This window comes from Bacillus sp. CGMCC 1.60114 (assembly GCF_042676365.1).
Taxonomy (GTDB): domain Bacteria; phylum Bacillota; class Bacilli; order Bacillales; family Bacillaceae_G; genus Bacillus_A; species Bacillus_A rhizoplanae_A.
In genome coordinates this window covers 72,678-98,462 of sequence record NZ_JBHTHG010000084.1, presented here as the reverse complement: position 1 = coordinate 98,462, position 25,785 = coordinate 72,678, and the positions used below count along the sequence as shown (strand labels likewise).

The window sequence follows — 25,785 nt, the reverse complement described above, 5'->3', positions numbered from 1 at the left end:
CCCTATAAAATTTACATTCCCTCCGAATATGTATTAGTGAAGAAAGCAAATGGAGGAAAAAATACATGAAAAAGATATTATTAAAAGGCTCTATGGTAACTATGATGGCATGCAGTCCGTTTCTAATGGGTACAGCAGCGTATGCTGAAAACAAAGACGCGGTAAAAACAACGGAAACAGAAAAACCATCTTTAGTACAAGGCGATTTCTTTTATTTTGTGAAAACAACGGTAGAAGATATTAAAATGGCTCTGGCGACAAACGATTTAGATAAGGCAAAGCTATTGTCCGAGCAAGCTGCGGAACGAATTTCTGAAGCTGGTGTATTAATTGATAAGGGAAAAGATGATCTTACACAAGATACATTAGAAAAAGCAGCAGAGGACTTAGAAAAAGCAGATAAGCTTTCAGGAGATGAAAAAACAGAAAAGCCTGCTGACAAAGAGAAAACAGAAGAAAAAGCAATTGATGTAAAGAAAGAAGAAACAGAAAAGTCAACTGACAAAGAGAAAACAGAAGCAGAGAAGTCTACTGAAGCAAAGAAAGAAGAAACAGAAAAGTTAACTGACGAAAAGAAAACAGAAGAAAAAGCAACTGATGTAAAGAAAGAAGAAACAGAAAAGTCAACTGACGAAAAGAAAACAGAAGAAAAAGCAACTGATGTAAAGAAAGAAAAAACAAAAAAGCCTGCTGACAAAGAAAAAAACGAAGCGGAAAAAGTAAAAGTACATATTGGAAATAATATCGAAGCATTAGCAAAAGTGCTTGATAAAGTGAAAAATCCGAAAGCAAAAGCTGCAATTGCCAAAAATATCGAGAAGAGTTTTGCAAAGATTGCAGCTAAAATAGAGAAAGAACAAGAGAAACAAGCGGCTGCTATTGCAAAAGAAAGCAAGAAAGCAGATCAAAATACAGAGGTAACTCCAGCACAACCAGAACAACCGGCACAACCAGAACAAGCAGCACAACCAGAACAAGCAGCGCAACCAGAACAAGCAGCGCAACCGGCACAGCCAGCACAACCGGCACAGCCAGCACAACCGGCACAACCGGCACAGCCAACGCATGCAGCACAACCGGCACAGCCAGCGCACCCAGCACAACCGGCACAGCCAGCACATAAACCGGCTGTTTCCCATGAGAAGCATGAGCAATCAAACCAAAAGGGTCAAACAGAAAACGATGATAATCAAGGAAACGAGAATCATCAAGACAACGGTAATCATAAAGGAAACGAGAATCATCAAGACAACGGTAAAAAAGTTGGTCACGACAAGCAAGAAGACAAGCACAAAGAAAAGCAGTAAGAAAATGTGGTATAATGGTCACTTCTTTAGTGACCATTTTGCCATTTGCGGCAAAAGGGGGGAGGGGGATTACTAGTGTTAAGTTTAATGATGAAAATCATAAAAAAACCGGCTATAGAAGATACAGTATTTAACATACAAAACAATGTAGGCGATAAGGAAGCTTTTATCGCACAGTATCGGCCTTTTATTCGAAAATCAATCTCGTCTGTCTGCCGCAGGTATATTACGGAGCAGGATGATGAATATAGCATTGGATTGTTTGCGTTTAATCAAGCAATTGAACAATATTCATATAAAAAAGGAAAATCTTTTCTAGCGTTTGCTGAGCTTCTTATAAAAAGAGATGTAATTGACTATATACGCAAGGAGTCTAGGCATAATCTCGTCTTTTTAAAAGAAGACCAGCAAGAGGAAATGGTAGAAATGCAGGCATCGCTTACGGAATATATGAAAGAGATGGAAAACAGTAACCGTAAGGAGGAAATTCTTCATTTTCAAAGTGTGCTAGCTGAGTTTAAAATCACATTTACAGAGCTTGCTAAGGAATCTCCAAAGCATCGTGATACGCGTGAGCATTTAATAGAAATTGCAAAGATTGTTATAAAAGAAGAGAAAATGATAGAAGAGCTGTTCCGAAAGAAAAAATTACCGCTTAAACAAATTGAACCGCGTGTTAGAGCAAGTCGGAAAACGTTAGAGAGGCATAGAAAATACATTATTGCAATGTGTATTATCTTTGTAAACAACTATACATACATTCTTGATTATATAAGAGGGGAGAAAAATGATGAATAAAGGGATTGTGATGGATATACAAAAACATAGCGTAGTTGTTTTAACGCCAGACGGAGAGTTTATCACGTTTAAAAGAAAATCGCACCCTTATATGATTGGGCAAGAAGTCTCTTTTAATGAGCAAGAACAAAGAGTACCGCGTTTTTCAATCCCTTCTTTCTTAAAGCCTGCATCACTGCTTGTTGCTTGTTTTCTATGTGTGTTTCTGTTTTTCTACAACCAACCGGAAGAAAAAGCACTCGCTTATGTCTCTGTTGATATTAATCCAAGTTTAGAGGCGAGTGTGACAAAGGATCTTCATGTTATAGAATTGCGCGCTTGTAATGATGATGGAAAGCGCATTTTAAAAGAATTGAAACGATGGAAAAATCAACCTTTGCAGGATGTGGTGCGTGCCATTGTAAAGCAAAGCCAAGAGGATGGATATTTAACGAATGACAAGCAAGTTATGTTAACATCTGTTGCAAAGGACAAGTCGCTAGAACCGCAGTTGCAAAAGGCGATGCAAGCGTTAAAGAGAGAGTATGATAAAAAACATGTTACAGTCGTATATCAAGAAAGTACTATGCAAATGCGGGAGAAGGCACAAAAAGCTGGGGTTAGCACAGGTGTTTATATAAAGCAGGAAAATGAGAAGAAGAACTCGCTTGTTCCTCCTGCACCGCCGTCTAATCAGGAGGAACATCCTCCGGAGATACATTCGCAACCAGAGTCATCACCGGATTCATCGTCAAATTCACCATCGAATTCGTCATCGAATTCGTCTTCTGTAAAGGAAGAAAGACATGAGGGGCAAGAGCAAAAAGAACAACGGCAAAAAGAACAAAAGCAGTTCCAACAACAGCAAGCCCAGCAATCAAACAGAAATAATGGGCATCAGGAAGAAAACAACGATAAAGAACAGAAAAAAGAATATAAGGAACAGAAAAAAGGGGACAAAGAGCAGCAAAAAGAGCAGAAAGACTATGAAAAAGAGCAAAAAAAAGAACAGAAAAACTATGAAAAAGAGCAGAAAAAAGAAGAAAAAGGGCATAAACAAGAAGATAAAGGCCATGGAAAAGGAGACGAATAAGTTTCTGCTCTAAAACATGAGGAGAAAGAAAAATCTATAGAATATTTCAAAAGCATAGGGTATTGTACACCTTATGCTTTTTTTTATGTAAAAATGAGAAATAAAACTCCATCTTCAAAACGTGCGGGACGTAACCTAGTTTAAGGTGGGAGTTTTCATTTAATGTGATATGTAAGGATAAACCAATTTTTAAATACTGTTAAAATATTCAAAAAATTCCTTCCCTTTCTGATTTTTTGTTATATAATATAAACATAAAAATTAAATCTGTTATAAAACAGTTTAAAAAGGAGATGCTAATATGTCGACACAGACTTCACGGGTTACACTCGTTGGAGAAGTATTACCGGCGTATTTGGAGATTTTGACACCAGAAGCACTCACGTTTATAAAAGAGTTGCATGAGAAGTTCAACGGACGTCGTAAAGAATTACTACAGAAGCGGGTGGAAAAGCAAAGAAGAATAGATGCAGGGGAGTCCTTACACTTTTTAGAGGAAACTGCACATGTTCGGGCGAAGGATTGGACTGTTGCACCGCTTCCGAATGACTTACAAGACCGCCGCGTAGAAATTACAGGGCCGGTTGATCGCAAGATGGTTATAAATGCTCTAAATTCAGGGGCACGTATATTTATGGCAGACTTCGAAGATTCGAATGCACCGACATGGCAAAATGCAATTGAAGGACAAATAAATTTACGAGATGCAGTTAAGGGAACGATTTCATATAACAATCCAAATGGAAAAGAGTATCGTCTTAATGAACAAACAGCTGTACTAATGGTGCGTCCGCGCGGTTGGCATTTACAAGAAAAGCATGTGTTAATAGATGGCGAAGAAATATCAGGCAGCTTATTAGATTTTGGGTTGTTCTTTTTTCATAATGCAAAGGCGTTAATTAAAAAAGGAAGCGGTCCATACTTTTACTTACCGAAAATGGAAAGTTACTTAGAAGCAAGACTATGGAATGATGTGTTCGTATATGCACAAAAGTACATTGGTATTCCAAATGGAACGATTAAAGCAACCGCACTGTTAGAAACGATTCATGCTTCATTTGAGATGGATGAAATTTTATATGAGCTTCGTGATCATTCAGCAGGACTAAATTGCGGACGTTGGGATTATATTTTTAGTTTCTTAAAAACTTTCCGCAGCCATAAACAGTTCCTACTTCCGGACAGGGCGCAGGTAACGATGAGTGTTCCGTTTATGCGAGCTTATTGTTTGCGTGTGATTCAAACGTGTCATCGTCGCAATGCACCAGCAATTGGTGGGATGGCAGCGCAAATTCCAATTAAGAACGATTCGGCAGCGAATGAAGCAGCATTTGAGAAAGTGCGTGCTGATAAAGAGCGTGAGGCGTGTGATGGACATGATGGCACTTGGGTTGCCCATCCGGGACTTGTACCTGTAGCGATGGAAGTATTTGATCGCATTATGAAAACACCAAATCAAATATATCGAAAACGAGAAGAAATTAGTATAAATGAACAAGACTTATTAGAAGTTCCAATGGGAACGATTACAGAGGCTGGCCTTCGTACAAATATTAGCGTCGGGATTCAATATATTGCATCGTGGCTAAGCGGAAGAGGTGCAGCACCAATTTATAACTTAATGGAAGATGCGGCGACAGCCGAAATTTCACGTGCGCAAGTGTGGCAATGGATTCGTCATGAGAAAGGAAAATTAGAAGATGGACGAAAAATTACGTTTGCATTAGTAGAACAGTTTAAAGCAGAAGAGTTAGCAAAAATAGAGCAGGAGATTGGCAGCGATCGTTTTGAAAAAGAAAGATTTATAGAAGCTACAAAGCTATTTACTAGTCTTATTATGAATAATGAATTCGAGTCCTTTTTAACGTTGCCGGGTTATGAAATTTTATAAATTGAAAAAAAGGGGATGGAAGAAATGGTAAATGAAAGAGTACAACAATTACAAGAGAACTGGGAGCTTGATAAACGCTGGAAGGGAGTTACACGTCCGTATTCTGCAGAAGATGTTATTCGTTTGCGCGGATCGATTGATATTGAATATACGCTAGCACGCCTTGGTGCAGAAAAGCTTTGGAATTCTCTTCATAGTGAAGATTATATTCATGCATTAGGTGCATTAACTGGGAATCAGGCAATGCAGCAAGTAAAGGCAGGTTTGAAAGCAATTTATTTAAGCGGCTGGCAAGTAGCGGCAGATGCAAATGTAGCGGGTCAAATGTACCCAGATCAAAGCTTGTACCCAGCAAATAGTGTGCCGGCGGTTGTAAAGCGTATTAATCAAACATTGCAGCGTGCTGATCAAATTCAGCATATGGAAGGCAGCGGTGATATTGATTACCTCGTACCAATAGTTGCTGATGCAGAAGCTGGCTTTGGCGGACAGCTTAATGTATTTGAACTTATGAAAGGAATGATTGAAGCAGGAGCGTCTGGTGTTCACTTTGAAGATCAACTTTCTTCTGAAAAGAAATGCGGTCATTTAGGCGGAAAAGTATTACTGCCAACGCAAACGGCAGTGCGCAATTTAGTATCAGCACGTCTTGCGGCAGATGTAATGGGGGTACCAACGCTAATTATTGCAAGAACGGATGCGGATGCAGCCGATCTCATTACAAGTGATATTGATCCTGTTGATAAACCGTTTATTACAGGGGAAAGAACACCTGAAGGATTCTTCCGCACGAAGGCTGGACTTGATCAGGCGATTGCGCGCGGCTTAGCATACGCACCGTATGCAGATCTTGTATGGTGTGAAACATCCGAGCCGAATTTAGAAGATGCGAAGCGCTTTGCAGAAGCGATTCATGAAAAATTCCCTGGTAAACTATTAGCTTATAACTGTTCACCGTCTTTTAACTGGAAGAAAAAATTAGACGATGAAACAATTGCAAACTTCCAAAAAGAAATTGCAAATTACGGATATAAATTCCAATTTGTAACGCTTGCTGGTTTCCATGCTTTGAACTACGGTATGTTTGAACTAGCACGCGGATATAAAGAGCGAGGCATGGCAGCTTACTCAGAGATGCAACAAGCCGAATTTGCAGCAGAAGAGTACGGCTATTCTGCAACACGTCATCAACGCGAGGTTGGTACAGGATACTTTGATGAAGTAGCACAAGTAATTACAGGCGGAACTTCATCAACAACAGCATTGAAAGGATCTACAGAAGAGGAGCAGTTTACGCGATAACAGTAAGAAAGAGTCAGCCTTCGAGCTGGCTTTTTCTTATCCCGCTATTCGCGGGCAGTAAGACCCCCACTGAGGGAAGTTTCACTTTATGTTACAAATTTTTCAAAATGGGAGAATGTGAAATTTTACATAAGGTAATTTTATTTTATATAGGAAGAATATTAGATTTGATTAGAGATATTCATACAGATGTATAGAAGGAAATTTTAATTTATTGATAAGAAAATGTAAAAAAATTGAAAATATCGTTTATTCTTGTTATAAAATGGTACAATTATCCATGCAGGTAATTATATGAAATTATCTAAGAATGGAAAAAGGAGCGAAAAAGGATGACAAGTGAAGCTGAAAAATATACATCACAGTACATTATTAATTTAAAAACGATTGCACTACTTCCAATTGTTATGAAAGATAAACGAATTGTGACGCGTGTGATTGAGGAAAGTGATGAGTTTTTTGTGTACCAAAAACCACTTGAGATTGTGGAGCAAAGCTGTCGTCAATATGGAGCTAGCTTTGGCGGACGGAAAGACGGCACGAAAGAATACACAGGTTTTACGCATAAAGCACCGATTGCAATCAGTCCCACAGATCATATTTATTTCTTCCCCACGTTTTCTTATTCTCGCAAAGAATGTGCCTGGTTATCTCATTTTCATATCGAAAGTGTGACAAAACTTCCACACGGAAATATTCTCATTGAATTCATAAATGGTCAGACAATTAAACTAGAAGTATCTAAAAACAGCTTTGAAAATCAGAGAAATAGAACTGCACAGCTGCGTGCAGAATTTGAAGATAGAAAAAGAAAACAAGCAGAGCCGAAATTTTTACTTGTCAATCAGAATGAGGTTTTAGAGTTAAAACCAGCATATGAGAAAATGTATCTTATAAAAAAAGAAGATCAATTATATATGGAATAATGTGGTTCGTGAAAATTGCTACTAAGAAAATGACTATATAAATCTATTTTAACTTTCCTGTATATAAGTCGTTGCGATGCAGAACAAAACATCGCCTGCTCTTTTTTTACCCTTGCATGTGGCAGGAAAAGGTCCTGAATGCTTCTATACATGGCTAGATGTTTTTACCCACCTAAAAAGAAAGGTGCTTTTAGGTGGGCTTTTCAACTTGTATTTACTAGTAGTGATGTAATATTTCATTAGTATTTTGCGTATGGAGTAATCGTTACAGGGTTAGAAATAGATGTTGCATTAGTCGTTGCGTTAATCATTTTAACTCTGTAAGATTACAGCATTGATAATGATGGTTTTGAAAATCGAGTATGTGAGATGATTTTCTTGTTCTTGCAAATTATGTTGTACATTCCTTTTAAGTATGGTATAGTCAATATATAGTTGAATACCTAAATCAAGCAATCCATATATTATCAAGTGCCGTGAAACTAGCGAGGAAATTGTGTATGTGTTCTGTTTCGCATTTGATAATGTATGGATTCTTTTTTTATGTTGTAGAAACTACAAAATATATTTATTTCCTAGGAGGAAGTTATTATGAAAACAGGTCAAGTAAAATGGTTTAACAATGAAAAAGGTTTCGGTTTCATCGAAGTTCCAGGCGAAAACGATGTATTCGTACATTTCTCTGCTATCACAACTGAAGGTTTCAAATCTTTAGAAGAAGGCCAAAAAGTTAGCTTCGAAGTAGAAGAAGGTAACCGTGGACCTCAAGCTAAAAACGTTGTAAAACTATAATCTTATTGATGCGTAGTGTGAAAAAGGATGACATTTGTCATCCTTTTTTGTTATTTAAAACAGGATTTTTCCTTGAAAATATGGAAAATAAATATATATCTAGTTGTCACATATGTTATTTCCCCTTATTGCCCAATAATGATAAAGTAATAAAAGGAAAAGATAAAATGGAATTTTTATGAATGTTTTCTCTTTATATAGAAAGTTCACACCAATTGGGTCCTTACAGGAAGTATAACATCCTCCTAATTTAGAAAAAAATGTTACTATTCGTTAGAGTAAGGTAAAGGGGTATATAGTAGAATGGATTTTCAAACAATTAAAGAACATTTCACAATAGAAAATATGAAACATTTGTTAGAAAGCTACCAAGCATTTGGTCCGTTAATTGGGATCGGTCTTCCGATGATTGAAGCGTTTATTCCCGCTTTGCCGCTTTTTTTATTTGTGATGGCAAATGCAGTTGCCTTTGGATTATGGCTCGGCTTTTTTTATTCATGGCTCGGTTCATGTATAGGGGCATTGCTTGTGTTTTTTATCATTCGTCGTTTTGGCAGAAGTCGTTTTTTTGCTTTTGTAAATAAGCATCCGCGGGTTCGCAGTGCGATGACATGGATTGAGCGAAAAGGGTTCGCACCAATCTTTTTATTATTTTGTTTTCCGTTTACACCATCAGCACTTATTAATGTTGTAGCGGGATTATCGCGTATTAGCAAACGACAGTTTATTTTAGCGCTTTCTCTTGGTAAGCTTGTGATGATTTTCGTGCTAAGTTACGTTGGGCATGATCTTGCTTCTTTTATGCATAATCCAGTAAAAACAGTTATCGTACTTGGTGTTATTTTTATTTTATGGTATGTTGGAAAGAAAATTGAAGTAAAGCTTGAACTAAGCAGAGATTAGACTTCGTAAGTGAGCGCACCCCTGTTATAGAAAAAGGAAAGGGATGTGGCATGATGAAGCGAAAGTGGAAAAAAGAAAGCATAGAGTGGATGAGAACCATTTTTATAGGTATTTTATTGGCTATATTTTTTCGCACTTTTTTCTTTGCAACGTATGTTGTGGAAGGAAAATCGATGATGCCCACACTCCAAGATGGTAACATGCTGATTGTGAACAAAGTTGGTTATCAGTTTGGTGAGTTAAACCGCTTTGATGTTGTTGTCTTTCACGCAAATAAACAGGAAGATTATGTGAAGCGAATTATCGGTCTTCCAGGTGACAAAATTTCATATAAACATGATAAACTATATATTAATGGACAATTTATTGAAGAACCGTATTTAGATGTATATAAAAAGCAAATTCATGGACGACAGCTAACAGGCGATTTTACTCTAGAAGAGTTAACGGACGAAAAGGTTGTTCCGCAAGGGTTTATCTTTGTGCTTGGAGATAATCGTTTAGGAAGTTGGGATAGTCGTCATTTCGGATTTGTAAAAATAGAACAAGTTGTTGGAAAAGTTGATTTGCGCTATTGGCCAATCAGTGAAGTACAAACAAATTTCTCTAAGGGGTAATTCGAGATTTCGGATTACCTTCTTTTTCGGATATATGTTGATAGAGGTTCATTTACAGAAAGGCGGGTTTACATGTCACTTCGATTTATTTTAGGACGAGCTGGGAGTGGAAAGAGTACACAATGCTTGCAAGAAGTACAACAGGAGCTCCAATATCGTCCAAAAGGTGAAACCATTTTATATCTTGTGCCAGAACAGATGACATTCCAAACGCAGCAAGCATTAATTAATGGAGATGTGAGCGGCTCCATTCGTGCGCAAGTGTTTAGTTTTTCTCGTTTAGCGTGGAAGGTGCTGCAGGAAGTGGGCGGAGCAAGTCGCCTTCATATTGATGAGTCTGGTGTTCATATGTTGCTTCGTAAAATTGTGGAGGCGCGTAAAGAAGAGTTATATGTCTTCCAAAAAGCAGCAGAGCAAAACGGCTTTTTTGAACAACTTGGCAGTATGATTGCTGAATTCAAACGCTACAATTTAACACCGTCAAATGTGTATGCGATGTGGCAAGAGTTAGACGCTCATAGCAGCGGGAATGAGCAGAAATTGTTAGCAAATAAAATGTATGACTTGCAGCTTCTATATGATGATTTTGAGCGAGCGTTAATTGGAAAATACTTAGATTCTGAAGATTACATGCAGCTTTTATTTGAAAAGCTTCCACATTCAGAGTATGTGAAAGATAGCATCATTTATATTGATGGGTTTCATACGCTTTCCCCACAAGAGTTAGAAATTGTAAGGCAACTATTAAGATGCGGTGCAAAAATGACAATTGCATTAACACTTGATGAACAAACGTTATCAAACAAGGCGAATGAGCTTGATTTATTTTACCAGACACTTATAACGTATGAAAAAGTAAAACAAGTAGCAAGGGAAGAAAAAATCGTTATTGAAGATATGATTGTCATGCGTGAACAACCACGCTTTACTTCAAGAGCACTTGCGCATTTAGAGGCGCATTATGATTCTCGTCCGTATGCAGAATTTCAAGGAGAATCACAGATTACGCTATATTCTGCAGCTAATTTGCGTGCAGAAGTAGAAGGTGTTGCACGTGAGATTCGTAGGTTAGTAGCAGAAGAAGGCTATCGTTATCGTGATTTAGCTGTTCTTCTTCGCAATGGCGAAAGCTATTACGATATGATCAAGACGTTGTTTGTTGATTATAATATCCCATTCTTTATTGATGAAAAACGCCCGATGCTTCATCATCCATTAATTGAGTTGATTCGTTCAGCGTTAGAAGTCATCAGCGGGAATTGGCGTTACGATGCGGTATTTCGCTGTGTGAAAACCGAACTGTTGTACCCGTTAGATGTAAATAAATCAAGAATACGTGATGAAATGGATGAATTTGAAAACTACTGTTTAGCATATGGGGTGCAAGGGAAACGTTGGACTTCGGAAGAACCGTGGACATACCGTCGTTATCGCTCATTAGATGGTATACATGGCGGCCAAACAGATAGTGAACGAGAAACGGAAGAGAAAATTAATCGTCTTCGTGAGATTGTTCGCACACCTATTATTCGTTTGCAAAAGCGATTAAAACGCGCAGCAACGACAATGAGCATGTGCGAAGCAGTCTATCTATTTTTAGAAGAGCTAGACGTTCCAAAAAAATTAGAAGATTTACGTTTGCGAGCAGAAGAAGAAGGAAACTTCTTATTTGCGAATGATCATGACCAAGTGTGGGAACAAGTGATTACGCTTCTGGATACGTGCGTTGAAATGCTTGGAGAAGAGAAGATGTCACTTTCTATGTTTGTAAACGTTATGACGACAGGACTAGAATCACTTCAGTTTGCTAATATTCCGCCGTCTTTAGATCAAGTTTTAATTGCAAATATTGACCGTTCTCGTCTTTCTAACATCAGGGCGGCATTTATGATTGGAGCAAACGAAGGGGTTATTCCAGCTGCGCCATCAGATGATGGTGTGTTATCCGATGAAGAAAGAGAAGTACTTGTTTCAGCAGGAATAGAACTTGCACCAACAGCGCGGCAAAAGCTGTTAGATGAACAATTTGTCATTTATCAAACGGTTACTAGAGCATCAGAGAAGTTATATATTTCTTGTCCGCTTGCAGATGAAGAAGGGAAGACGTTGTTAGCATCTAGTTTCATAAAGAGAATGAAAAGAATGTTTCCTTCTGCTGCTGAAGTATTTTTAACGAATGATGTAAATGATCTGTCATCTCGTGAGCAAATTTCATATGTGGCAACGCCAGAAGTGACACTTTCGTATTTAACGCAGCAATTGCAAAATTGGAAAAGATACGGTTTTGAAGGGAATCTTTCTTTCTGGTGGGATGTATACAATTTTTATGTTACGTCACCAGAATGGAAACAGAAGAGCAGCCGTGTGTTATCCAGTTTGTTTTACCGAAATAGAGCGCGTAAGTTAAGTAATGCTATAAGTAAAGAGTTGTATGGTGACAAAATTAAAGGCAGCGTATCACGTATGGAACTCTTTAATCGCTGTTCGTATGCACATTTTGCGCAGCATGGATTATCTTTGAAAGAACGTGATATTTTTAAATTAGATGCACCAGATATTGGGGAATTGTTCCATGCAGCCTTGAAAAAAATTGCTGATAAGCTATTGAAGGAAAAGCGTACTTGGGCTGATTTAACAATAAAAGAGTGTGAATATCTTTCTGTCACAGTGATTGAAGAGTTAGCACCGCTTCTGCAGCGTCAAATTTTATTAAGCTCGAACCGTCATCATTATTTAAAGCATAAATTGCAGCAAATTATTTTCCGTACTTCACTCGTGCTAAGAGAGCATGCAAAGTCAAGCGGCTTTGTGCCTGTTGATTTAGAAGTAGGATTTGGTATGGGTGGAACAAATTCGTTGCCGCCTATGAAATTTGAACTATCAAATGGTGTAAAAATGGAAGTAGTCGGGCGAATTGACCGCGTTGATAAAGCAGAAGATGAAACCGGAACGTTTTTACGTATTATTGATTATAAATCAAGTGCTAAAAAGCTAGATTTAACGGAAGTATATTACGGTTTAGCACTGCAGATGCTTACGTATTTAGATGTTGTTACAACAAACGCAGGCAAATGGATGAAACAAGGCGGAACTGCAAATCCTGCAGGGGTTCTTTATTTCCATATTCATAACCCAATCGTTGAAATGAAGGGTGACGTATCAGACATTGAAATTGAGCAAGAGATTTTAAAGAAGTTTAAAATGAAGGGGCTTGTCCTTGGAGATGCTGATGTTGTTCGATTAATGGATAACACATTAACGACAGGAAGCTCTAATATTATTTCAGCTGGCCTGAAAAAAGATGGAAGCTTTAGCGCACGTTCTGATATTGCGAGTGAACAAGAATTTGATGTACTGCAAAAATACGTACATCGTACATTTGAAAATATCGGGACGGATATTACAGAAGGTGTAATCGATATTGCACCGTATAAAATGGGGAATAAAACAGCATGTACGTTTTGTAATTTCCGCTCTGTTTGTCAATTTGATGAGTCGTTAGAAGATAACAAATACAGAGCATTACAAGATATGAAAGATAGTGAAGCGTTAGAGAAAATGAGAGAGGAGACCCAGTCATGACACAAACTTGGCCAGCAAAACCAGAAGGAAGTCAGTGGACCGATGATCAGTGGAAAGCAATCGTCGCTGATGAGCGTGATATTTTAGTTGCAGCGGCAGCTGGGTCGGGAAAAACAGCGGTACTTGTTGAACGCATAATTCGTAAAATGATTCGAGAGGACAATCCAGTTGACGTTGACCGCCTGCTTGTTGTGACATTTACAAATGCAGCAGCGCAAGAGATGAAAAACCGAATTGGTGAAGCTTTAGAAAAAGTATTAATCGATGATCCGGCTTCACCCCATATTCGAAAGCAGCTCAGTCTTCTGAATAGGGCATCGATTTCGACAATCCATTCTTTCTGTTTACAAGTGATTCGAACGTATTATTATATGCTCGATGTTGACCCGCGTTTTCGCATTGCGAATCAGACGGAGAATGAATTATTAAAAGAAGAAGTACTGGATGACATATTAGAAGCAGAGTATGGTATGCAGGAAAATGAATTGTTTTTTGAACTTGTCGATCGTTATACGAGTGATCGTAGTGACGATGATCTGCAGCGTATGATTTTGGCGCTCCATACAGAGTCAAGAGCGCATCCGGACCCAAACGGTTGGCTTGATAAACTAGTTGCAGCATATAACATAGAAGGAAAAACAATTGAAGATTTAATGTATGTCTCGTATTTATTAGAGGATGTAAAGACTCAGCTGCAAACGGCAAAGCAATATATAGAAAAAGCGATTGAACTTGCGATGTTACCAGACGGCCCAGCACCGCGCGTTGAAACGCTGCAAGCAGATCTCTTATTGCTTCAGAACTTGTCCGAGGCAGCTTGTGAATCTTGGACAAGCACATATGAAGCAATGCAAACTGCTTCTTGGCAAACGTTAAAGCGTATTAAAAAGAGTGATTATAATGAAGAGATTGTGAAGCAAGTTGATTCTTTACGTAATAAAGCGAAGGATGAAGTAAAGAAACTGCATGAAGAATTATTTAGCCGTAGTCCAGAAAGTTTTTTACGCGATTTTCAAGATATGCACCCTGTACTGCAAAAGCTTGTTGATCTTGTAAAAGTATTTACAGAACAGTTCCAAGCGATAAAGCGCGATAAAGGAATGGTTGATTTTACGGATTTAGAGCATTTTTGCTTACAAATTTTAAGTGAGCATACGGATGAGGGAGAGATGCGCCCATCACCAGTTGCGTGGCAATATCGCAATAAATTCGCAGAAGTGCTTGTCGATGAATATCAAGACACAAACTTTGTACAAGAATCCATTATTAAATTAGTAACAAAAGACTCTGAGCAAGACGGCAATTTATTTATGGTCGGTGATGTAAAACAATCCATATATCGCTTCCGTTTAGCAGAGCCAGGACTATTTTTAGGGAAATATAAACGTTTTACATCTGAAGGTATAGATGGCGGTATGAAAATTGATTTAGCAAAAAATTTCCGCAGTCGTCATGAAGTATTAGCAGGGACAAACTTTATTTTTAAACAAATTATGGGCGAGGCTGTCGGGGAAATTGATTATGATGAAGACGCTGAATTGAAGCTTGGAGCGAGCTATCCAGAAGGAGCGGATACATCGGCAGAGTTGTTATTTATTCATCAGTCTGATAGCACAGCAGTGGATGAAGAGGAAGGTGTGGAATTAGAAAAGGCGCAATTAGAAGCACGCCTCATTGCGCAAAGAATAAAAGCAATGGTCGATTCAGGTTATGAAGTATATGACCGAAAAACAAACGGCATGCGTCCCGTTACGTATCGTGATTTTGTTATTTTATTGCGCTCTATGCCATGGGCGCCGCAAATTATGGAAGAGTTAAAACAGCAAGGTATTCCGGTTTATGCAGAGCTTGCGACTGGTTATTTTGAAGCGACAGAAGTGAATGTAATGATGAACCTATTTCGCGTCATTGATAATCCAGCGCAAGATATTCCGTTAGCAGCTGTGCTTCGTTCGCCAATTGTTGGATTAACAGACGAAGATTTGGCGATGCTGCGTGCTCACGGGAAAAAGGGCTCCTTTTATGAAGTGATGCGCTCATTCTTGCAAGGAGCACCGCTTCAGGAAGAGAAAGAATTGCATGAAAAACTATCATGGTTTTACGAGCATTTACAAGAGTGGCGTGAATTTGCGCGTCAGCAGTCGCTTTCGGATTTAATTTGGAAAGTGTATCGTGAAACGGGTTATTATGACTTTGTGGGTGGTCTTCCTGCTGGTAAACAGCGCCAGGCAAACCTTCGCGTGTTATATGATCGTGCCCGCCAATATGAGGCAACTTCATTTCGTGGTTTATTCCGCTTCTTACGTTTTATTGAACGTATTTTAGAACGCGGTGATGATATGGGAACAGCACGTGCTCTTGGAGAACAAGAGGATGTTGTTCGTATTATGACCATTCATAAAAGTAAGGGATTGGAGTTTCCGGTTGTATTTGTGGCAGGGCTTGGAAGACGCTTCAATACACAAGATTTAATGAAGCGCTTCTTGTTGCATAAAGATTTCGGATTTGGCTCGCAATTTATTGATCCGAAAAAGCGCATTAAATATACGACATTATCGCAGCTAGCGATTAAGCGCAAAATGAAAATGGAGCTTATTGCTGAAGAAATGCGCGTCTTATATGTAGCTTTAACGCGTGCAAAAGAAAAGCTTATTTTAATTGGGACAGTAAAAGATAAAGAAAAAGAAATGCAAAAGTGGCTTGATGCACGTGAGCATACAGACTGGTTATTGCCGGATTATGTACGTGCCGGGGCAACTTGTTATTTAGATTGGATTGGACCATCGTTATGCAGACATAGAGATGGTGATATGCTTCTCGAGGTAGGTCAAGGAAGTATTCCAACTGATATATATGAGTATGAAACGAACTGGAAAGTAGAAGCAGTTGACGGAGCGGGATTACAAGCGCCAGAGGCAATGAAGGAAGAAAAGCAAGAGCTATTAGAAGCGCTCAGGGAACAAAAATCAGTTTCTCTGTGTAGTGAGCAAAAAGACGAAGTATATGAAAGATTAACATGGCAGTACGGATTCCAAGATGCAGCAGCGCACCGCGCAAAGCAATCTGTTACGGAAATTAAACGAAACTATCAGGCGCAAGAAGGTAGTGATACGGCGTTTATAAAACGAGTTCGTGCACCAATTGAAACGCGTCCGCGTTTTATGGAGAAGAAAGGGCTCACGTATGCAGAGCGAGGGACGGCTGTGCATACCGTTATGCAGCACGTAAACTTAGCAAAAGCAATAACAATTGAAGCCCTTCAAGAGCAAATTGCTGAAATGGTAAATAAAGAGCTCTTAACATTTGAACAAGCAGAAGAAATAGCACCGGAAAAGATTGTTGCATTTTTTGAAACAGAATTAGGGAAACGAATGCTAGCTGCAAAGCATGTAGAGCGCGAAGTACCGTTTACGATGATGTTATCAGCAGAGGAAGCATACCAAGATTGGAAAGATGAGCAAGATGAATCGATTCTTGTTCAAGGGGTTATTGATTGTATGATTGAAGAAGAGGATGGTATCGTTTTAATTGATTTTAAAACAGATACAATTGAAGGCCGCTTCCCAGGTGGATTTGAACAAGCGAAATCAACATTAGAAGAACGATACAAAGTGCAGCTGAAACTTTATCGTAAAGCACTAGAGAAAAGTTTGCATCAATCAGTAAAAGAAACATATTTATACTTCTTTGATGGTAGCCACGTATTGCAAGTAAAATAAGTGTGTCGCAAATATATAAGCGTGGACTTGATTAAATAACGAAAAAACGGAGGGAATTCCCTCCGTTTTTTCGTTACCCCGCTAAAACCCCCACTGATGGAAGTTTCACTTTATGCTGTTCCGATTTGATCTTGGTCAGCTACATCTGAATCAAATGTATTTGTACCACTTACACCGTTAAATGTATTAAGGACAAAAGCAACATTTGATGAACCGGATCCATTATAAGCTTTCGTATTTTCTTTCGGAGATACATTATAGAAGTCTCCTAAGTTGAAAGAACCGTTACTATTTTGAACGACTAAGTTCCCAACGATGGACGGCATGTTTTCACCTACTTCAAATTCCTTTTATGGTACTATATGATTTATTTTCCAGAAGGTTCTTCTGTAACAAAGTGTCGAATCTGTAAAATGCGCGAGTTTGAAAATACATAATCAATAGATCCAATGTGAAGACAAGAAGAGTTAAGCATACTTTCAATATCAATGCAGTTTACTTCGATAAAGGGATTTATGTTAATGACATTCATGTTTACCTCATTTATACGAGTTGGAATTGTGATTTCGTCATCAGTAAATATTGTATACGCTTCCCATCTTCCTTCTTGGGCCAAAAAGTAAGGGATTTCGCGTTGAACAACAATTGTTCTATTTTTTAATTCCATTTGGTTTGTATCGCCAATTTGAACAACAGAAGCAAGTCCTAGCGTGATGACAGTGGGCTGATGGACAACGGAAATATGTCGAAACATAACCAGTCCTCCTTATCTAGGAGTGGAAGGTACAGCAGTTACGAGTGGTACAAACGGGCCTCCTGTAACAGATTCAAATGGTGTATCTAAAATAGAAGATGAAATAATGAGATTTGCATCGCCAATTAAGAATAAAGCAGACGAAGATACCCCAAGGGATTTAATGTTACCTACTTTGATTTCGTGATTAATAACAGTAAAATTCATATGCATTTACTCCTTTCGAAAGTTACGCGGTATATGCTGAATAAAGGAAAGAAATGCTTTATCAATATCTTGTTTCATTGCTCGAATAATGACATCTTTCATATATTGTGGATTAGATGTAATTTCTGGATGTGGCTGTACTTGAGATAAATAGTATGGGAGACGATGTTCCATTTGTTGCTTTATATCATCAATCATCATTTGCCGGTACATATCATCGAGAGGTGTTCGTTCTTCCTGTTCAAAATGAAGAATGCGACTATACGCTTCTTCGTCTAAATAGCGCTGCACTTCTTGAATGATGTCTTGATAAAAATCGGGATTTACTTGGGTTTCAGGGTTTACCTTTAATGTTTCAGTTTCAACATTAAAGTCTTCAATAACTTCCCCTTTGCTCGTAAATGGATTTAAACCGATATTTAATGTGCCATTTAAATTTTCGACTTTTAGTTGATCAAATTTGTATTCGACTTTCCCAATTGAAGAGGATGGCCGCTGTTTCAGTTCTTCTATTTGCTCTGTTAGCTGCGCTAGTTGTGTTTCTAAAGCATTTATTTTTTCCTGTTGTTGTTGAATGAATTGTTGCATTTGCTGTAAATAAGTATATAGATCTTGACTCACTGCTAGAAGCCTCCTTTTCAACCTGGAGGGTATATTGGTATATGTCTATGATATTAGTACGTTAAGAAGAACTAGGAGGGGGAGGGGAAATAGAAATAATTTGTCCTGGAGCTGTTAGCGGCGGGGTTGGTTGTGTAAATCCACCTGTATTAGAGAATTTCGACAATGTTTTAATACTGCCGGCACTTCCAATTTGAAAGACGGCTGAAGTTGTAAGGTTATCTATTTTTATGTTGTTAATAATAATACTTTGATGTACATACAGTTTCAATTTTTATTCCCCCCTTTAATAAGTAGCAGTAATTGGCTGATCGATTACATCAGAATCATTTACATTTGTTGTGTTTTCGTAATTGTATATTGATACATTTTCTCCAACATTAAAAGAACCTGCTCCTGCAAATGCACGAGAATAACTAATGGGACGAATGGCAAATACATCTCCAATATGCAATACACCGCTCGATCCGATATTAACAATATTAATGTGTCCAACCATTGCAGGCATAGAAAACACCCTTCATGATAAAAATTTTTGTATTTTTCTCTTTGTAGACCGAATTTCTATGATCAGAGTTTTACCCTATTATTGTATGGGCGTTTGGGCAAATATGTGTCTGTTATTTAAAAATAAAAAACGTACACTCAGCGGGAGTGCACGTTTGTATTTTGAGTTGGCACATCATCTATTTGTATGAATAATATAACATTTAAGAGCCTGTCCAGCTCTTGGCTACAGCTAACTGTTTTTTGAGATGTCATTCCATAACGTTTGGCCAAGTATTTCATTTTTTCTCGTTTTTTTTCAATCGCTTGCTCAAACATAGAATCGGCTCCGTCTCCTTATAGATTTTAAGAGTATCTTTAGTACATATTATACAAACTTCCCATAAAAAAGAAACACATTCGCTAAAAGAAGAAGGGATTCTACATATTTTGGCAAAAAAACATTTTAATTGCACGAAAAATAGAAAGAATATTGTAAATTAAAAATATTTTAAGGAGGATTTTCATTAGTAGGTACGAATACAATTACAGTACGAGTTTGAAGATGGGGTGTGGAAATATGCGGTTTGTGACAGTAAAAACAGATGAAAAAGTGTTTGTTGGTGTTGTAGATGACACATCACAAACAGTGTTGCATGTCAGAGAAGCACAGAGGAAAAAAGGAGAAAAAGTTACGATTCCCATTACAATGCTAGAGTGTATCGACCAGGGAGAATCTTTTATTACAAAAGTAATTGAGATTGTCGAATGGGCGAAAGCAAATTGCAAGGATGCCTATTATCCATTATCGGAAGTTAAGTTATTGGCTCCTGTTCCAAGGCCAAGAAAAAATATTCTTTGTGTTGGAAAAAATTATCGTGAGCATGCAATCGAAATGGACGGAGCGGAAGCAGTTCCGGAAAATATTGTTATTTTTACAAAGGCTCCAACAACTGTAATTGGTGATGGTGATAAAATTAATAGTCATCCGCATGCTACGAGCGAACTTGATTATGAGGGGGAGCTCGCCATTGTGATTGGAAAGCGTGGAAAGGAAATCCCGAAGGAAAAAGCTCTTGATCATGTGTTTGGTTATACAGTTATAAATGATGTTACAGCTCGGGATATTCAAAAGAAGCATAAGCAATTTTTTCTTGGAAAAAGCTTTGACACGTTTTGTCCAATGGGACCTGCTATTGTGCATCACTCAATGATTACTAATCCGAATGCGCTTCATATTGAAACGAAGGTGAACGGGGAAGTACGTCAATCTTCTACAACGGCAAATATGATGTTTTCGATTGAAGAAATTATATCAATTGTAAGTAGAGGAATGACGTTAGAGCCAGGAGATATTATTGCGACTGGAACACCAGCGGGGGTTGGAAAGGGATTTCAACCACCACGTTTTTTACATGCTGGTGATGAAGTTGTTATAACAGTCGAACATGTTGGAACGCTCTGTAATCATGTCAAATAATATATCGCGCTCTCCTTATTTCTGGCTGATTCCTACTTTTTTTGCTATGCATAATGCAGAAGAGTATTATTTTTTTCCAGAAATAAAGTATTTACAACCCATTCAGATGGAAGAGAATGCATTACAACAGGAGCATTTTTTTATAGCATTACTTATACTAACTGTTTTTGTATGTGCGATTGTGCTTATACACAATATGTTTTTAAAGAAGATAACGTTATATGCGGTATTGTTTACGCAGGCAATGATTTTTATGAACGGGATTGTTCATCTTGTAGGGGCAATCTTGAAGAGGGGATATGTACCTGGACTTGGTACAGCCTTCTTTTTAATCATTCCTTTTTCATTGTTTTTGTTTTGGAAAGGAAATGTAGTTGGCTGGTGGAAATGGAAGCATGTGTGGGTATCATGTATTATCGGTATATTACTCATGTTTCCTATCATAGCTGGTCTGCTGTATATAGTTAGGACTATTGTATAGTAAAAAAGGTTGTCTCTGAAGAGACAACCTTTTTTTATTAAGATAATACTGCTTTAATTTTTTCGAACGCCCATTGTAAATCCTCTTCAGAAATAACAAGAGGCGGAGCGATGCGGATTACATTTTCATGTGTTTCTTTACATAGTAAGCCAGCTGCTTTTAATTGTTCACAGTAAGGACGTGCTGGTTCATTTAATTCGATTCCGATAAACAATCCTCTTCCGCGGACTTCTGTGATCATTGGATTGTCAATTTCACGCAATTGATTTAACAGCTTTTCTCCTAATTGTAAAGAGCGCTCTGTTAATTTTTCTTCTACTAGTACGTCTAGAGAAGCAAGAGAAACTGCACAAGCTAGTGGGTTACCACCGAACGTAGAACCGTGAGAACCTGGCTCAAATACACCTAAAATTTCGCGGCTTGCAGCAACGCAAGAAATTGGGAACACACCGCCGCCTAATGCTTTTCCAAGGATATACATATCAGGACTAACATTGTCCCAATCGCATGCGAACAATTTTCCAGTACGGCCTAAGCCTGTTTGAATTTCATCTGCAATAAATAATACATTTTCTTCTTTACATGCATTGTATGCTGCTTGTAAGAAACCTGCTGGTGGAATGTTAATACCAGCTTCGCCTTGGATTGGTTCTAAAATAAATGCAGCTGTATTTGGTGTGATAGCTTCTTTTAATGCTTCGATGTCGCCGTAAGGAATTACAACAATACCTGGAAGCATTGGTCCGAATCCGCGTTTATATTCTGGGTTGGATGACATAGATACTGCACCCATTGTACGGCCGTGGAAGTTATCAACACATACAATAATCTCTGCTTTGTTGTCTTCAACTTTTTTCACATCGTATGCCCAGCGTCTAGCTGCTTTGATAGCGGTTTCAACAGCTTCAGCACCTGTATTCATTGGTAGTACCATTTCTTTATTAGTTAATTTCGCTACTTTTTCATACCAAGGACCTAATTGATCACTGTGGAATGCACGTGATGTTAATGTTACACGCCCGGCTTGGTCGATAAGCGCTTGAATAATTTTTGGATGACGATGACCTTGGTTTACTGCAGAATATGCACTAAGCATGTCCATATAACGGTTGCCTTCTGGATCTTCTACCCAAACACCCTCTGCTTTCGCAATTACAATCGGTAGTGGATGGTAGTTATTTGCTCCGTAAGTTTCTGTTAATTCGATAATGTCTTTTGTTTGAATCATGCTAGTTCCCCCTTTTGTTTTTACAAGAAGTTTGTAAATACTCTAAATATTATATCATTTAAACGTGAAAAAAGCTAAATGTTTCCTGAAAAGAAATGGACGTGGTATCATATAAAGTGAAAAAATGTGTAAAAAGAGGAGGAAGAGACTTATATGATACATATGCATATTACATCATGGACGCTCGGGATTATTTTGTTTTTTGTAGCGTATTCGATGTATAAGAATGGAAAACAAGCAAAAGCAATGCACATGGTGGTTCGTTTGCTGTATATCTTGATTATTGCAACAGGATTATTAATTTACAAAGATGTTCACTGGATGCCTATGATGTATGGAATTAAAATGCTCGGTGGTATTTGGGTAATTGCAGCGATGGAAATGGTTCTTGTGAAAGCAAGCAAAGGGAAATCAACAGGGGCGTTTTGGGCTCAATTTGTTATTGTGTTGTTAGTTGTGTTATATCTTGGTTTACGATTACCACTAGGGTTTTCGCCGTTTGCTTAAACAAAAAAGCACGTTATCCCGGTATATAAGCGAGATAACGTGCTTTTATTGTTAATTGCCAATATGCAGTTCATTCCCGTCTGCTTTTACAATTTTAAATATATCCTTATTTTGTGTAGAATAACGGACATAATGGTGATGAAGAGAACAAATCATTTCTTCATTATCAAATAAAAGAAAATTAACTCCTTCGCATGGCTGGTCTTTTGGCTGAAAGGATAAAAAATTATGGGAATATATGCAGTCGTATAAAGAATAGCCTAGTGATTGTAACATCTCTGTTATAAGTGCGAAGGATGCATCGGGAAGTTCTTCTAACCACTCATGATAGCTCATCATTAACTTTTTTCGGATACGAATCGTTTCACCGTTTTGCAACGGATGATGTTCATCTGCTACTTGTAAAATACTATGTTCATAAAAACGAGCAGGTAACCAATTATTGTTATATAAAACTTCAAAGCCATCTGCAACCATATCTTCTAATAAAAAAGCTTCGTCGCTTTCTTCATCGAAAAATATCCATTCATCGTTTATATATTCAACATTTCCAATTGTATGAGCACGCGGTTGGCTATACAAAATATGTTTACGCTGTTTCATTCCTACGTCCTCCTTTTTTATAGAAGCTTCTATTCTTGTTATAGACAGTTCGGTCTAACTTTATCCAAAAATCGGCAATTTATAAAAAGTTTTTGCATCCAAATCGAATGATTGAAAAAAGTAGTTCAAAAGGCGCTTGTTGATGGAATAGAGGGGTTGTACCATCAGGTACCCGTGTCAACTCCACTCGTGTTAAGCCGTCTGATAAAGATGATACATGAGAAACCCTCACTTCAAAATCCGAGGCTGAGGAGATAAGGGGAGGGAGTTTTCATGACAAAGGAACATTGAATCAAAATTGGGCATACAATAAAAACAGACTGCGGATACGAGATGAGAAAGGGTGATTGCGATGTGTGGAATTACGGGGTGGGTCGAGTATAAAAAAGTGTTATCAGAAGAAAAAAGGACAATAACGAGGATGGCAGAAACGCTCACGAAGAGAGGACCGGATGATACGAACGTTTGGCTGATGAATCATGTTGCTTTTGGGCATAAACGGTTAATTGTTGTTGACCCAGAAGGCGGGAAACAACCGATGACGCGGATGAAAAAAGAAGAACGCTATACAATTTCCTATAATGGAGAGTTATATAACACAGAAGATATTCGAAAAGAATTAAAGGAAAGAGGCTATACGTTTCAGGGGCATTCAGATACAGAAGTATTATTAACAGCCTATATAGAGTGGAAAGAGCAATGTGTGGAGCATTTAAATGGTATTTATGCATTTGCTGTATGGGATGAGGAAGAAGAAAAAGTTTTTATTGCGCGCGATCGATTAGGGGTGAAACCATTATTTTACAAATGTGATGCAGGAAGATTGTTGTTCGGCTCAGAATTAAAAGCGATTTTAGCTCACCCAGATATCAAGGCGGAGGTTACGACAGAAGGGTTAGCGGAAGTGTTTGGATTGGGGCCGTCCAGAACCCCTGGGCATGGTATATTTGCTGGAATCGAAGAATTGCGTCCAGGTCATGCGCTTACGTTTTCCAAAAACGGTTTAAAAGTTTGGCGTTATTGGAATGTCGTAAGTGAAGAGCATACACATAGTTTTGAAGAAACGGTAGAAAAAGTTCGTTTTCTATTGCAAGATGCGATTACAAGGCAGTTAGTATCAGATGTTCCATTATGTACATTTTTATCAGGAGGCGTCGATTCTAGTGCGATTACTGCATTTGCAGCGATGGCGTATGAACGGGAAGGAAAAGGGAAGCTTCATACGTATTCGATTGATTATGAGGATAATGAAAAATATTTTAAATCGAATGCATTTCAGCCAAATTCAGATGCTCCGTTTATTACGTTAATGACAAATACATTTGATACGATCCATCATCGCTGCGTTATTTCGAACGAAAGCTTAGCGGAGCATTTAACAGAAGCTGTTCTTGTCCGTGACTTGCCGGGAATGGCTGATATTGATTCCTCGCTCTTATGGTTTTGCCGAGAAATTAAACAAGATTTTGTCGTAAGTTTGTCAGGTGAATGTGCCGATGAAATTTTTGGTGGGTATCCGTGGTTTTATCGCGAAGACGACTTACAGTCAAGTGCGTTTCCATGGATGCGATCAACAGAAGCTCGTGAAAAATTATTAAGAAAAGAATGGCGTAAAAAGCTCAAATTACAAGAATATGTACAGTGTCGCTATGAAGAATCTGTACGCGAAACACCTGCTTTAGAAGGGGAGAACGCACTTGATGCAAAGAGAAGGCAATTATTTTATTTAAATATGATTTGGTTTATGACGACCCTTCTTGATCGAAAAGATCGAATGAGTATGGGAGCTAGTTTAGAAGTGCGTGTGCCATTTGCTGATCATCGTCTTGTCGAATATGCGTGGAATATTCCGTGGGAAATGAAAATGTATAAAAATCGCGAAAAAGGTCTCTTACGCAAGGCGCTAGAAGGTGTATTGCCGGATGATGTATTGTATAGAAAGAAAAGCCCATATCCGAAAACACATAATCCGTATTATACGAAGGCAGTTACTTCATGGCTACAAGAGTTATTAACGGATAAACAGTCCATTCTTCATGAATTATTTGATAGCGAGCAGTTGCATGGGCTAATTGAATCAGGGGGCAGTGCATTTCAAACGCCGTGGTTCGGGCAGCTCATGACAGGACCACAGTTGTTGGCACACTTAGGGCAAATTCATGTTTGGTTTAAGGAGTACAATATAAATATTAAGGAATGAAATCGAGGGTCATAGCGTGTAAGCTATGACCCTCAGTTTTAATAAGCGTATTTTGAAAGCTGCTCTGCTTCTTTTGTTGTTAAGACAATACGTGACAGATTGTAATATCTTTCACTTTATCCCGCTATTTGCAGGCAGTAAGACCCCCACCTCAAGATTCAGAGAAAAGCGTTGTCCAGCTCTAGCGGCTAGAATCTCCGGTCGTTTCGCCCCCTCGGACGAGGCAAAAAGCGCCTCTCTGCCTTGAGCTCCAACGTCCTGCGATTCTGGGCGAGCCGCTTCCGCTTTTCTACAGAAGGTAGGTGGGGG

23 protein-coding genes and 1 pseudogene are annotated in these 25,785 nt (G+C 38.3%); 15 read left to right on the top strand and 9 right to left on the bottom strand.

Going from position 1 to position 25,785, the window contains the following annotated elements:
• Positions 1-65: 65 nt before the first annotated feature.
• From ACFQZ1_RS12315 to addA, 11 genes and pseudogenes are all read left to right on the top strand, one after another.
• Entirely contained in the window at positions 66-1,307 is a 1,242-nt protein-coding gene (locus ACFQZ1_RS12315; RefSeq protein WP_377882463.1) for a DUF5667 domain-containing protein, read from the top strand.
• Between the two features lie 75 nt (positions 1,308-1,382).
• The gene (gene sigI / locus ACFQZ1_RS12310) at positions 1,383-2,105 is read left to right on the top strand and encodes an RNA polymerase sigma factor SigI (RefSeq protein ID WP_377882462.1); all 723 of its coding nucleotides are present in this window, start codon (positions 1,383-1,385) and stop codon (positions 2,103-2,105) included.
• Positions 2,098-3,003: pseudogene (locus ACFQZ1_RS12305) on the top strand (anti-sigma factor domain-containing protein); the annotation flags it as partial. The gene sigI and the pseudogene ACFQZ1_RS12305, both read left to right, overlap by 8 nt.
• Before the next feature lie 475 nt (positions 3,004-3,478).
• Entirely contained in the window at positions 3,479-5,068 is a 1,590-nt protein-coding gene (gene aceB, locus ACFQZ1_RS12300) for a malate synthase A (protein ID WP_377882460.1), read from the top strand.
• Between the two features lie 24 nt (positions 5,069-5,092).
• A complete protein-coding gene (gene aceA, locus ACFQZ1_RS12295) occupies positions 5,093-6,370 on the top strand; it encodes an isocitrate lyase (RefSeq protein ID WP_377882459.1) in 1,278 nt (425 codons plus the stop codon).
• A gap of 332 nt (positions 6,371-6,702) precedes the next feature.
• Entirely contained in the window at positions 6,703-7,296 is a 594-nt protein-coding gene (locus ACFQZ1_RS12290) for a competence protein ComK (protein ID WP_377882458.1), read from the top strand.
• Positions 7,297-7,887: 591 nt separating this feature from the next.
• The gene (locus ACFQZ1_RS12285; protein WP_377882457.1) at positions 7,888-8,088 is read left to right on the top strand and encodes a cold-shock protein; all 201 of its coding nucleotides are present in this window, start codon (positions 7,888-7,890) and stop codon (positions 8,086-8,088) included.
• Between the two features lie 303 nt (positions 8,089-8,391).
• Complete coding sequence (locus ACFQZ1_RS12280) at positions 8,392-8,991, top strand: TVP38/TMEM64 family protein (RefSeq protein ID WP_377882456.1); 600 nt, start codon at positions 8,392-8,394, stop codon at positions 8,989-8,991.
• A gap of 53 nt (positions 8,992-9,044) precedes the next feature.
• On the top strand, positions 9,045-9,608 hold the full coding sequence (lepB, locus tag ACFQZ1_RS12275; RefSeq protein WP_377882455.1) for a signal peptidase I: 564 nt from the start codon (positions 9,045-9,047) through the stop codon (positions 9,606-9,608).
• A gap of 72 nt (positions 9,609-9,680) precedes the next feature.
• Positions 9,681-13,190 (top strand): helicase-exonuclease AddAB subunit AddB, encoded by a 3,510-nt coding sequence (gene addB, locus ACFQZ1_RS12270; protein ID WP_377882453.1) that lies wholly within the window; start codon positions 9,681-9,683, stop codon positions 13,188-13,190.
• Positions 13,187-16,909, top strand: a complete 3,723-nt coding sequence (gene addA, locus ACFQZ1_RS12265) for a helicase-exonuclease AddAB subunit AddA (RefSeq protein WP_377882452.1) — start codon at positions 13,187-13,189, stop codon at positions 16,907-16,909. The genes addB and addA overlap by 4 nt, the downstream gene beginning before the upstream one ends.
• Before the next feature lie 110 nt (positions 16,910-17,019).
• Here addA and ACFQZ1_RS12260 read toward each other — a convergent pair whose 3' ends face one another.
• The 7 genes from ACFQZ1_RS12260 to ACFQZ1_RS12230 form a co-directional block, all read right to left on the bottom strand.
• Entirely contained in the window at positions 17,020-17,235 is a 216-nt protein-coding gene (locus ACFQZ1_RS12260) for a spore germination protein (RefSeq protein ID WP_336483561.1), read from the bottom strand.
• A 41-nt stretch (positions 17,236-17,276) separates the two neighbouring features.
• Positions 17,277-17,663 carry a spore germination protein GerPE gene (locus tag ACFQZ1_RS12255; RefSeq protein WP_377882451.1) on the bottom strand — a complete coding sequence of 129 codons (387 nt, stop codon included), beginning with the start codon at positions 17,661-17,663 and terminating at the stop codon, positions 17,277-17,279.
• 12 nt (positions 17,664-17,675) lie between these two features.
• Complete coding sequence (locus tag ACFQZ1_RS12250; protein WP_377882450.1) at positions 17,676-17,870, bottom strand: spore gernimation protein GerPD; 195 nt, start codon at positions 17,868-17,870, stop codon at positions 17,676-17,678.
• Between the two features lie 6 nt (positions 17,871-17,876).
• Positions 17,877-18,491, bottom strand: a complete 615-nt coding sequence (gene gerPC, locus ACFQZ1_RS12245; RefSeq protein WP_377882449.1) for a spore germination protein GerPC — start codon at positions 18,489-18,491, stop codon at positions 17,877-17,879.
• 61 nt (positions 18,492-18,552) lie between these two features.
• Entirely contained in the window at positions 18,553-18,762 is a 210-nt protein-coding gene (locus tag ACFQZ1_RS12240; protein WP_377882448.1) for a spore germination protein GerPB, read from the bottom strand.
• Between the two features lie 15 nt (positions 18,763-18,777).
• Positions 18,778-18,999 carry a spore germination protein gene (locus ACFQZ1_RS12235; protein WP_377882447.1) on the bottom strand — a complete coding sequence of 74 codons (222 nt, stop codon included), beginning with the start codon at positions 18,997-18,999 and terminating at the stop codon, positions 18,778-18,780.
• Positions 19,000-19,136: 137 nt separating this feature from the next.
• Positions 19,137-19,316: an aspartyl-phosphate phosphatase Spo0E family protein gene (locus ACFQZ1_RS12230; protein ID WP_377882446.1), complete on the bottom strand. Its 180-nt coding sequence runs from the start codon at positions 19,314-19,316 to the stop codon at positions 19,137-19,139.
• A gap of 241 nt (positions 19,317-19,557) precedes the next feature.
• Here ACFQZ1_RS12230 and ACFQZ1_RS12225 point away from each other — a divergent pair, with 241 nt between their 5' ends.
• Both ACFQZ1_RS12225 and ACFQZ1_RS12220 read left to right on the top strand, forming a co-directional pair.
• On the top strand, positions 19,558-20,457 hold the full coding sequence (locus tag ACFQZ1_RS12225; RefSeq protein ID WP_377882445.1) for a fumarylacetoacetate hydrolase family protein: 900 nt from the start codon (positions 19,558-19,560) through the stop codon (positions 20,455-20,457).
• Positions 20,447-20,938 carry an HXXEE domain-containing protein gene (locus ACFQZ1_RS12220; protein WP_377882444.1) on the top strand — a complete coding sequence of 164 codons (492 nt, stop codon included), beginning with the start codon at positions 20,447-20,449 and terminating at the stop codon, positions 20,936-20,938. Before ACFQZ1_RS12225 ends, ACFQZ1_RS12220 begins: the two co-directional genes overlap by 11 nt.
• A 37-nt stretch (positions 20,939-20,975) precedes the next feature.
• Here the strand turns inward: ACFQZ1_RS12220 and ACFQZ1_RS12215 are convergent, their stop codons facing one another.
• Positions 20,976-22,166 carry an ornithine--oxo-acid transaminase gene (locus ACFQZ1_RS12215; protein ID WP_377882442.1) on the bottom strand — a complete coding sequence of 397 codons (1,191 nt, stop codon included), beginning with the start codon at positions 22,164-22,166 and terminating at the stop codon, positions 20,976-20,978.
• 153 nt (positions 22,167-22,319) lie between these two features.
• Between ACFQZ1_RS12215 and ACFQZ1_RS12210 the strand changes: the two genes are divergently transcribed.
• Positions 22,320-22,673 (top strand): YisL family protein, encoded by a 354-nt coding sequence (locus ACFQZ1_RS12210; protein WP_377882441.1) that lies wholly within the window; start codon positions 22,320-22,322, stop codon positions 22,671-22,673.
• Between the two features lie 51 nt (positions 22,674-22,724).
• On the opposite strand, the gene ACFQZ1_RS12205 is transcribed toward ACFQZ1_RS12210, so the two are convergent.
• A complete protein-coding gene (locus ACFQZ1_RS12205; RefSeq protein ID WP_377882440.1) occupies positions 22,725-23,276 on the bottom strand; it encodes a DUF2777 domain-containing protein in 552 nt (183 codons plus the stop codon).
• A gap of 352 nt (positions 23,277-23,628) precedes the next feature.
• Here ACFQZ1_RS12205 and asnB point away from each other — a divergent pair, with 352 nt between their 5' ends.
• Complete coding sequence (asnB, locus tag ACFQZ1_RS12200; protein WP_377882439.1) at positions 23,629-25,476, top strand: asparagine synthase (glutamine-hydrolyzing); 1,848 nt, start codon at positions 23,629-23,631, stop codon at positions 25,474-25,476.
• The last annotated feature ends 309 nt before the right edge of the window (positions 25,477-25,785 follow it).

What these genes read in the sequence shown, in the direction of transcription:
- ACFQZ1_RS12315 (WP_377882463.1), top strand. Translation starts at nt 66, where the DNA reads ATGAAAAAGATATTATTAAAAGGCTCTATGGTAACTATGATGGCATGC.
- aceB (WP_377882460.1), top strand. Translation starts at nt 3,479, where the DNA reads ATGTCGACACAGACTTCACGGGTTACACTCGTTGGAGAAGTATTACCG.
- aceA (WP_377882459.1), top strand. Translation starts at nt 5,093, where the DNA reads ATGGTAAATGAAAGAGTACAACAATTACAAGAGAACTGGGAGCTTGAT.
- ACFQZ1_RS12290 (WP_377882458.1), top strand. Translation starts at nt 6,703, where the DNA reads ATGACAAGTGAAGCTGAAAAATATACATCACAGTACATTATTAATTTA.
- ACFQZ1_RS12285 (WP_377882457.1), top strand. Translation starts at nt 7,888, where the DNA reads ATGAAAACAGGTCAAGTAAAATGGTTTAACAATGAAAAAGGTTTCGGT.
- ACFQZ1_RS12280 (WP_377882456.1), top strand. Translation starts at nt 8,392, where the DNA reads ATGGATTTTCAAACAATTAAAGAACATTTCACAATAGAAAATATGAAA.
- lepB (WP_377882455.1), top strand. Translation starts at nt 9,045, where the DNA reads ATGAAGCGAAAGTGGAAAAAAGAAAGCATAGAGTGGATGAGAACCATT.
- addB (WP_377882453.1), top strand. Translation starts at nt 9,681, where the DNA reads ATGTCACTTCGATTTATTTTAGGACGAGCTGGGAGTGGAAAGAGTACA.
- addA (WP_377882452.1), top strand. Translation starts at nt 13,187, where the DNA reads ATGACACAAACTTGGCCAGCAAAACCAGAAGGAAGTCAGTGGACCGAT.
- ACFQZ1_RS12260 (WP_336483561.1), bottom strand. Translation starts at nt 17,235, where the DNA reads ATGCCGTCCATCGTTGGGAACTTAGTCGTTCAAAATAGTAACGGTTCT.
- ACFQZ1_RS12255 (WP_377882451.1), bottom strand. Translation starts at nt 17,663, where the DNA reads ATGTTTCGACATATTTCCGTTGTCCATCAGCCCACTGTCATCACGCTA.
- ACFQZ1_RS12250 (WP_377882450.1), bottom strand. Translation starts at nt 17,870, where the DNA reads ATGAATTTTACTGTTATTAATCACGAAATCAAAGTAGGTAACATTAAA.
- ACFQZ1_RS12235 (WP_377882447.1), bottom strand. Translation starts at nt 18,999, where the DNA reads ATGCCTGCAATGGTTGGACACATTAATATTGTTAATATCGGATCGAGC.
- ACFQZ1_RS12230 (WP_377882446.1), bottom strand. Translation starts at nt 19,316, where the DNA reads ATGTTTGAGCAAGCGATTGAAAAAAAACGAGAAAAAATGAAATACTTG.
- ACFQZ1_RS12225 (WP_377882445.1), top strand. Translation starts at nt 19,558, where the DNA reads ATGCGGTTTGTGACAGTAAAAACAGATGAAAAAGTGTTTGTTGGTGTT.
- ACFQZ1_RS12220 (WP_377882444.1), top strand. Translation starts at nt 20,447, where the DNA reads ATGTCAAATAATATATCGCGCTCTCCTTATTTCTGGCTGATTCCTACT.
- ACFQZ1_RS12215 (WP_377882442.1), bottom strand. Translation starts at nt 22,166, where the DNA reads ATGATTCAAACAAAAGACATTATCGAATTAACAGAAACTTACGGAGCA.
- ACFQZ1_RS12210 (WP_377882441.1), top strand. Translation starts at nt 22,320, where the DNA reads ATGATACATATGCATATTACATCATGGACGCTCGGGATTATTTTGTTT.
- ACFQZ1_RS12205 (WP_377882440.1), bottom strand. Translation starts at nt 23,276, where the DNA reads ATGAAACAGCGTAAACATATTTTGTATAGCCAACCGCGTGCTCATACA.
- asnB (WP_377882439.1), top strand. Translation starts at nt 23,629, where the DNA reads ATGTGTGGAATTACGGGGTGGGTCGAGTATAAAAAAGTGTTATCAGAA.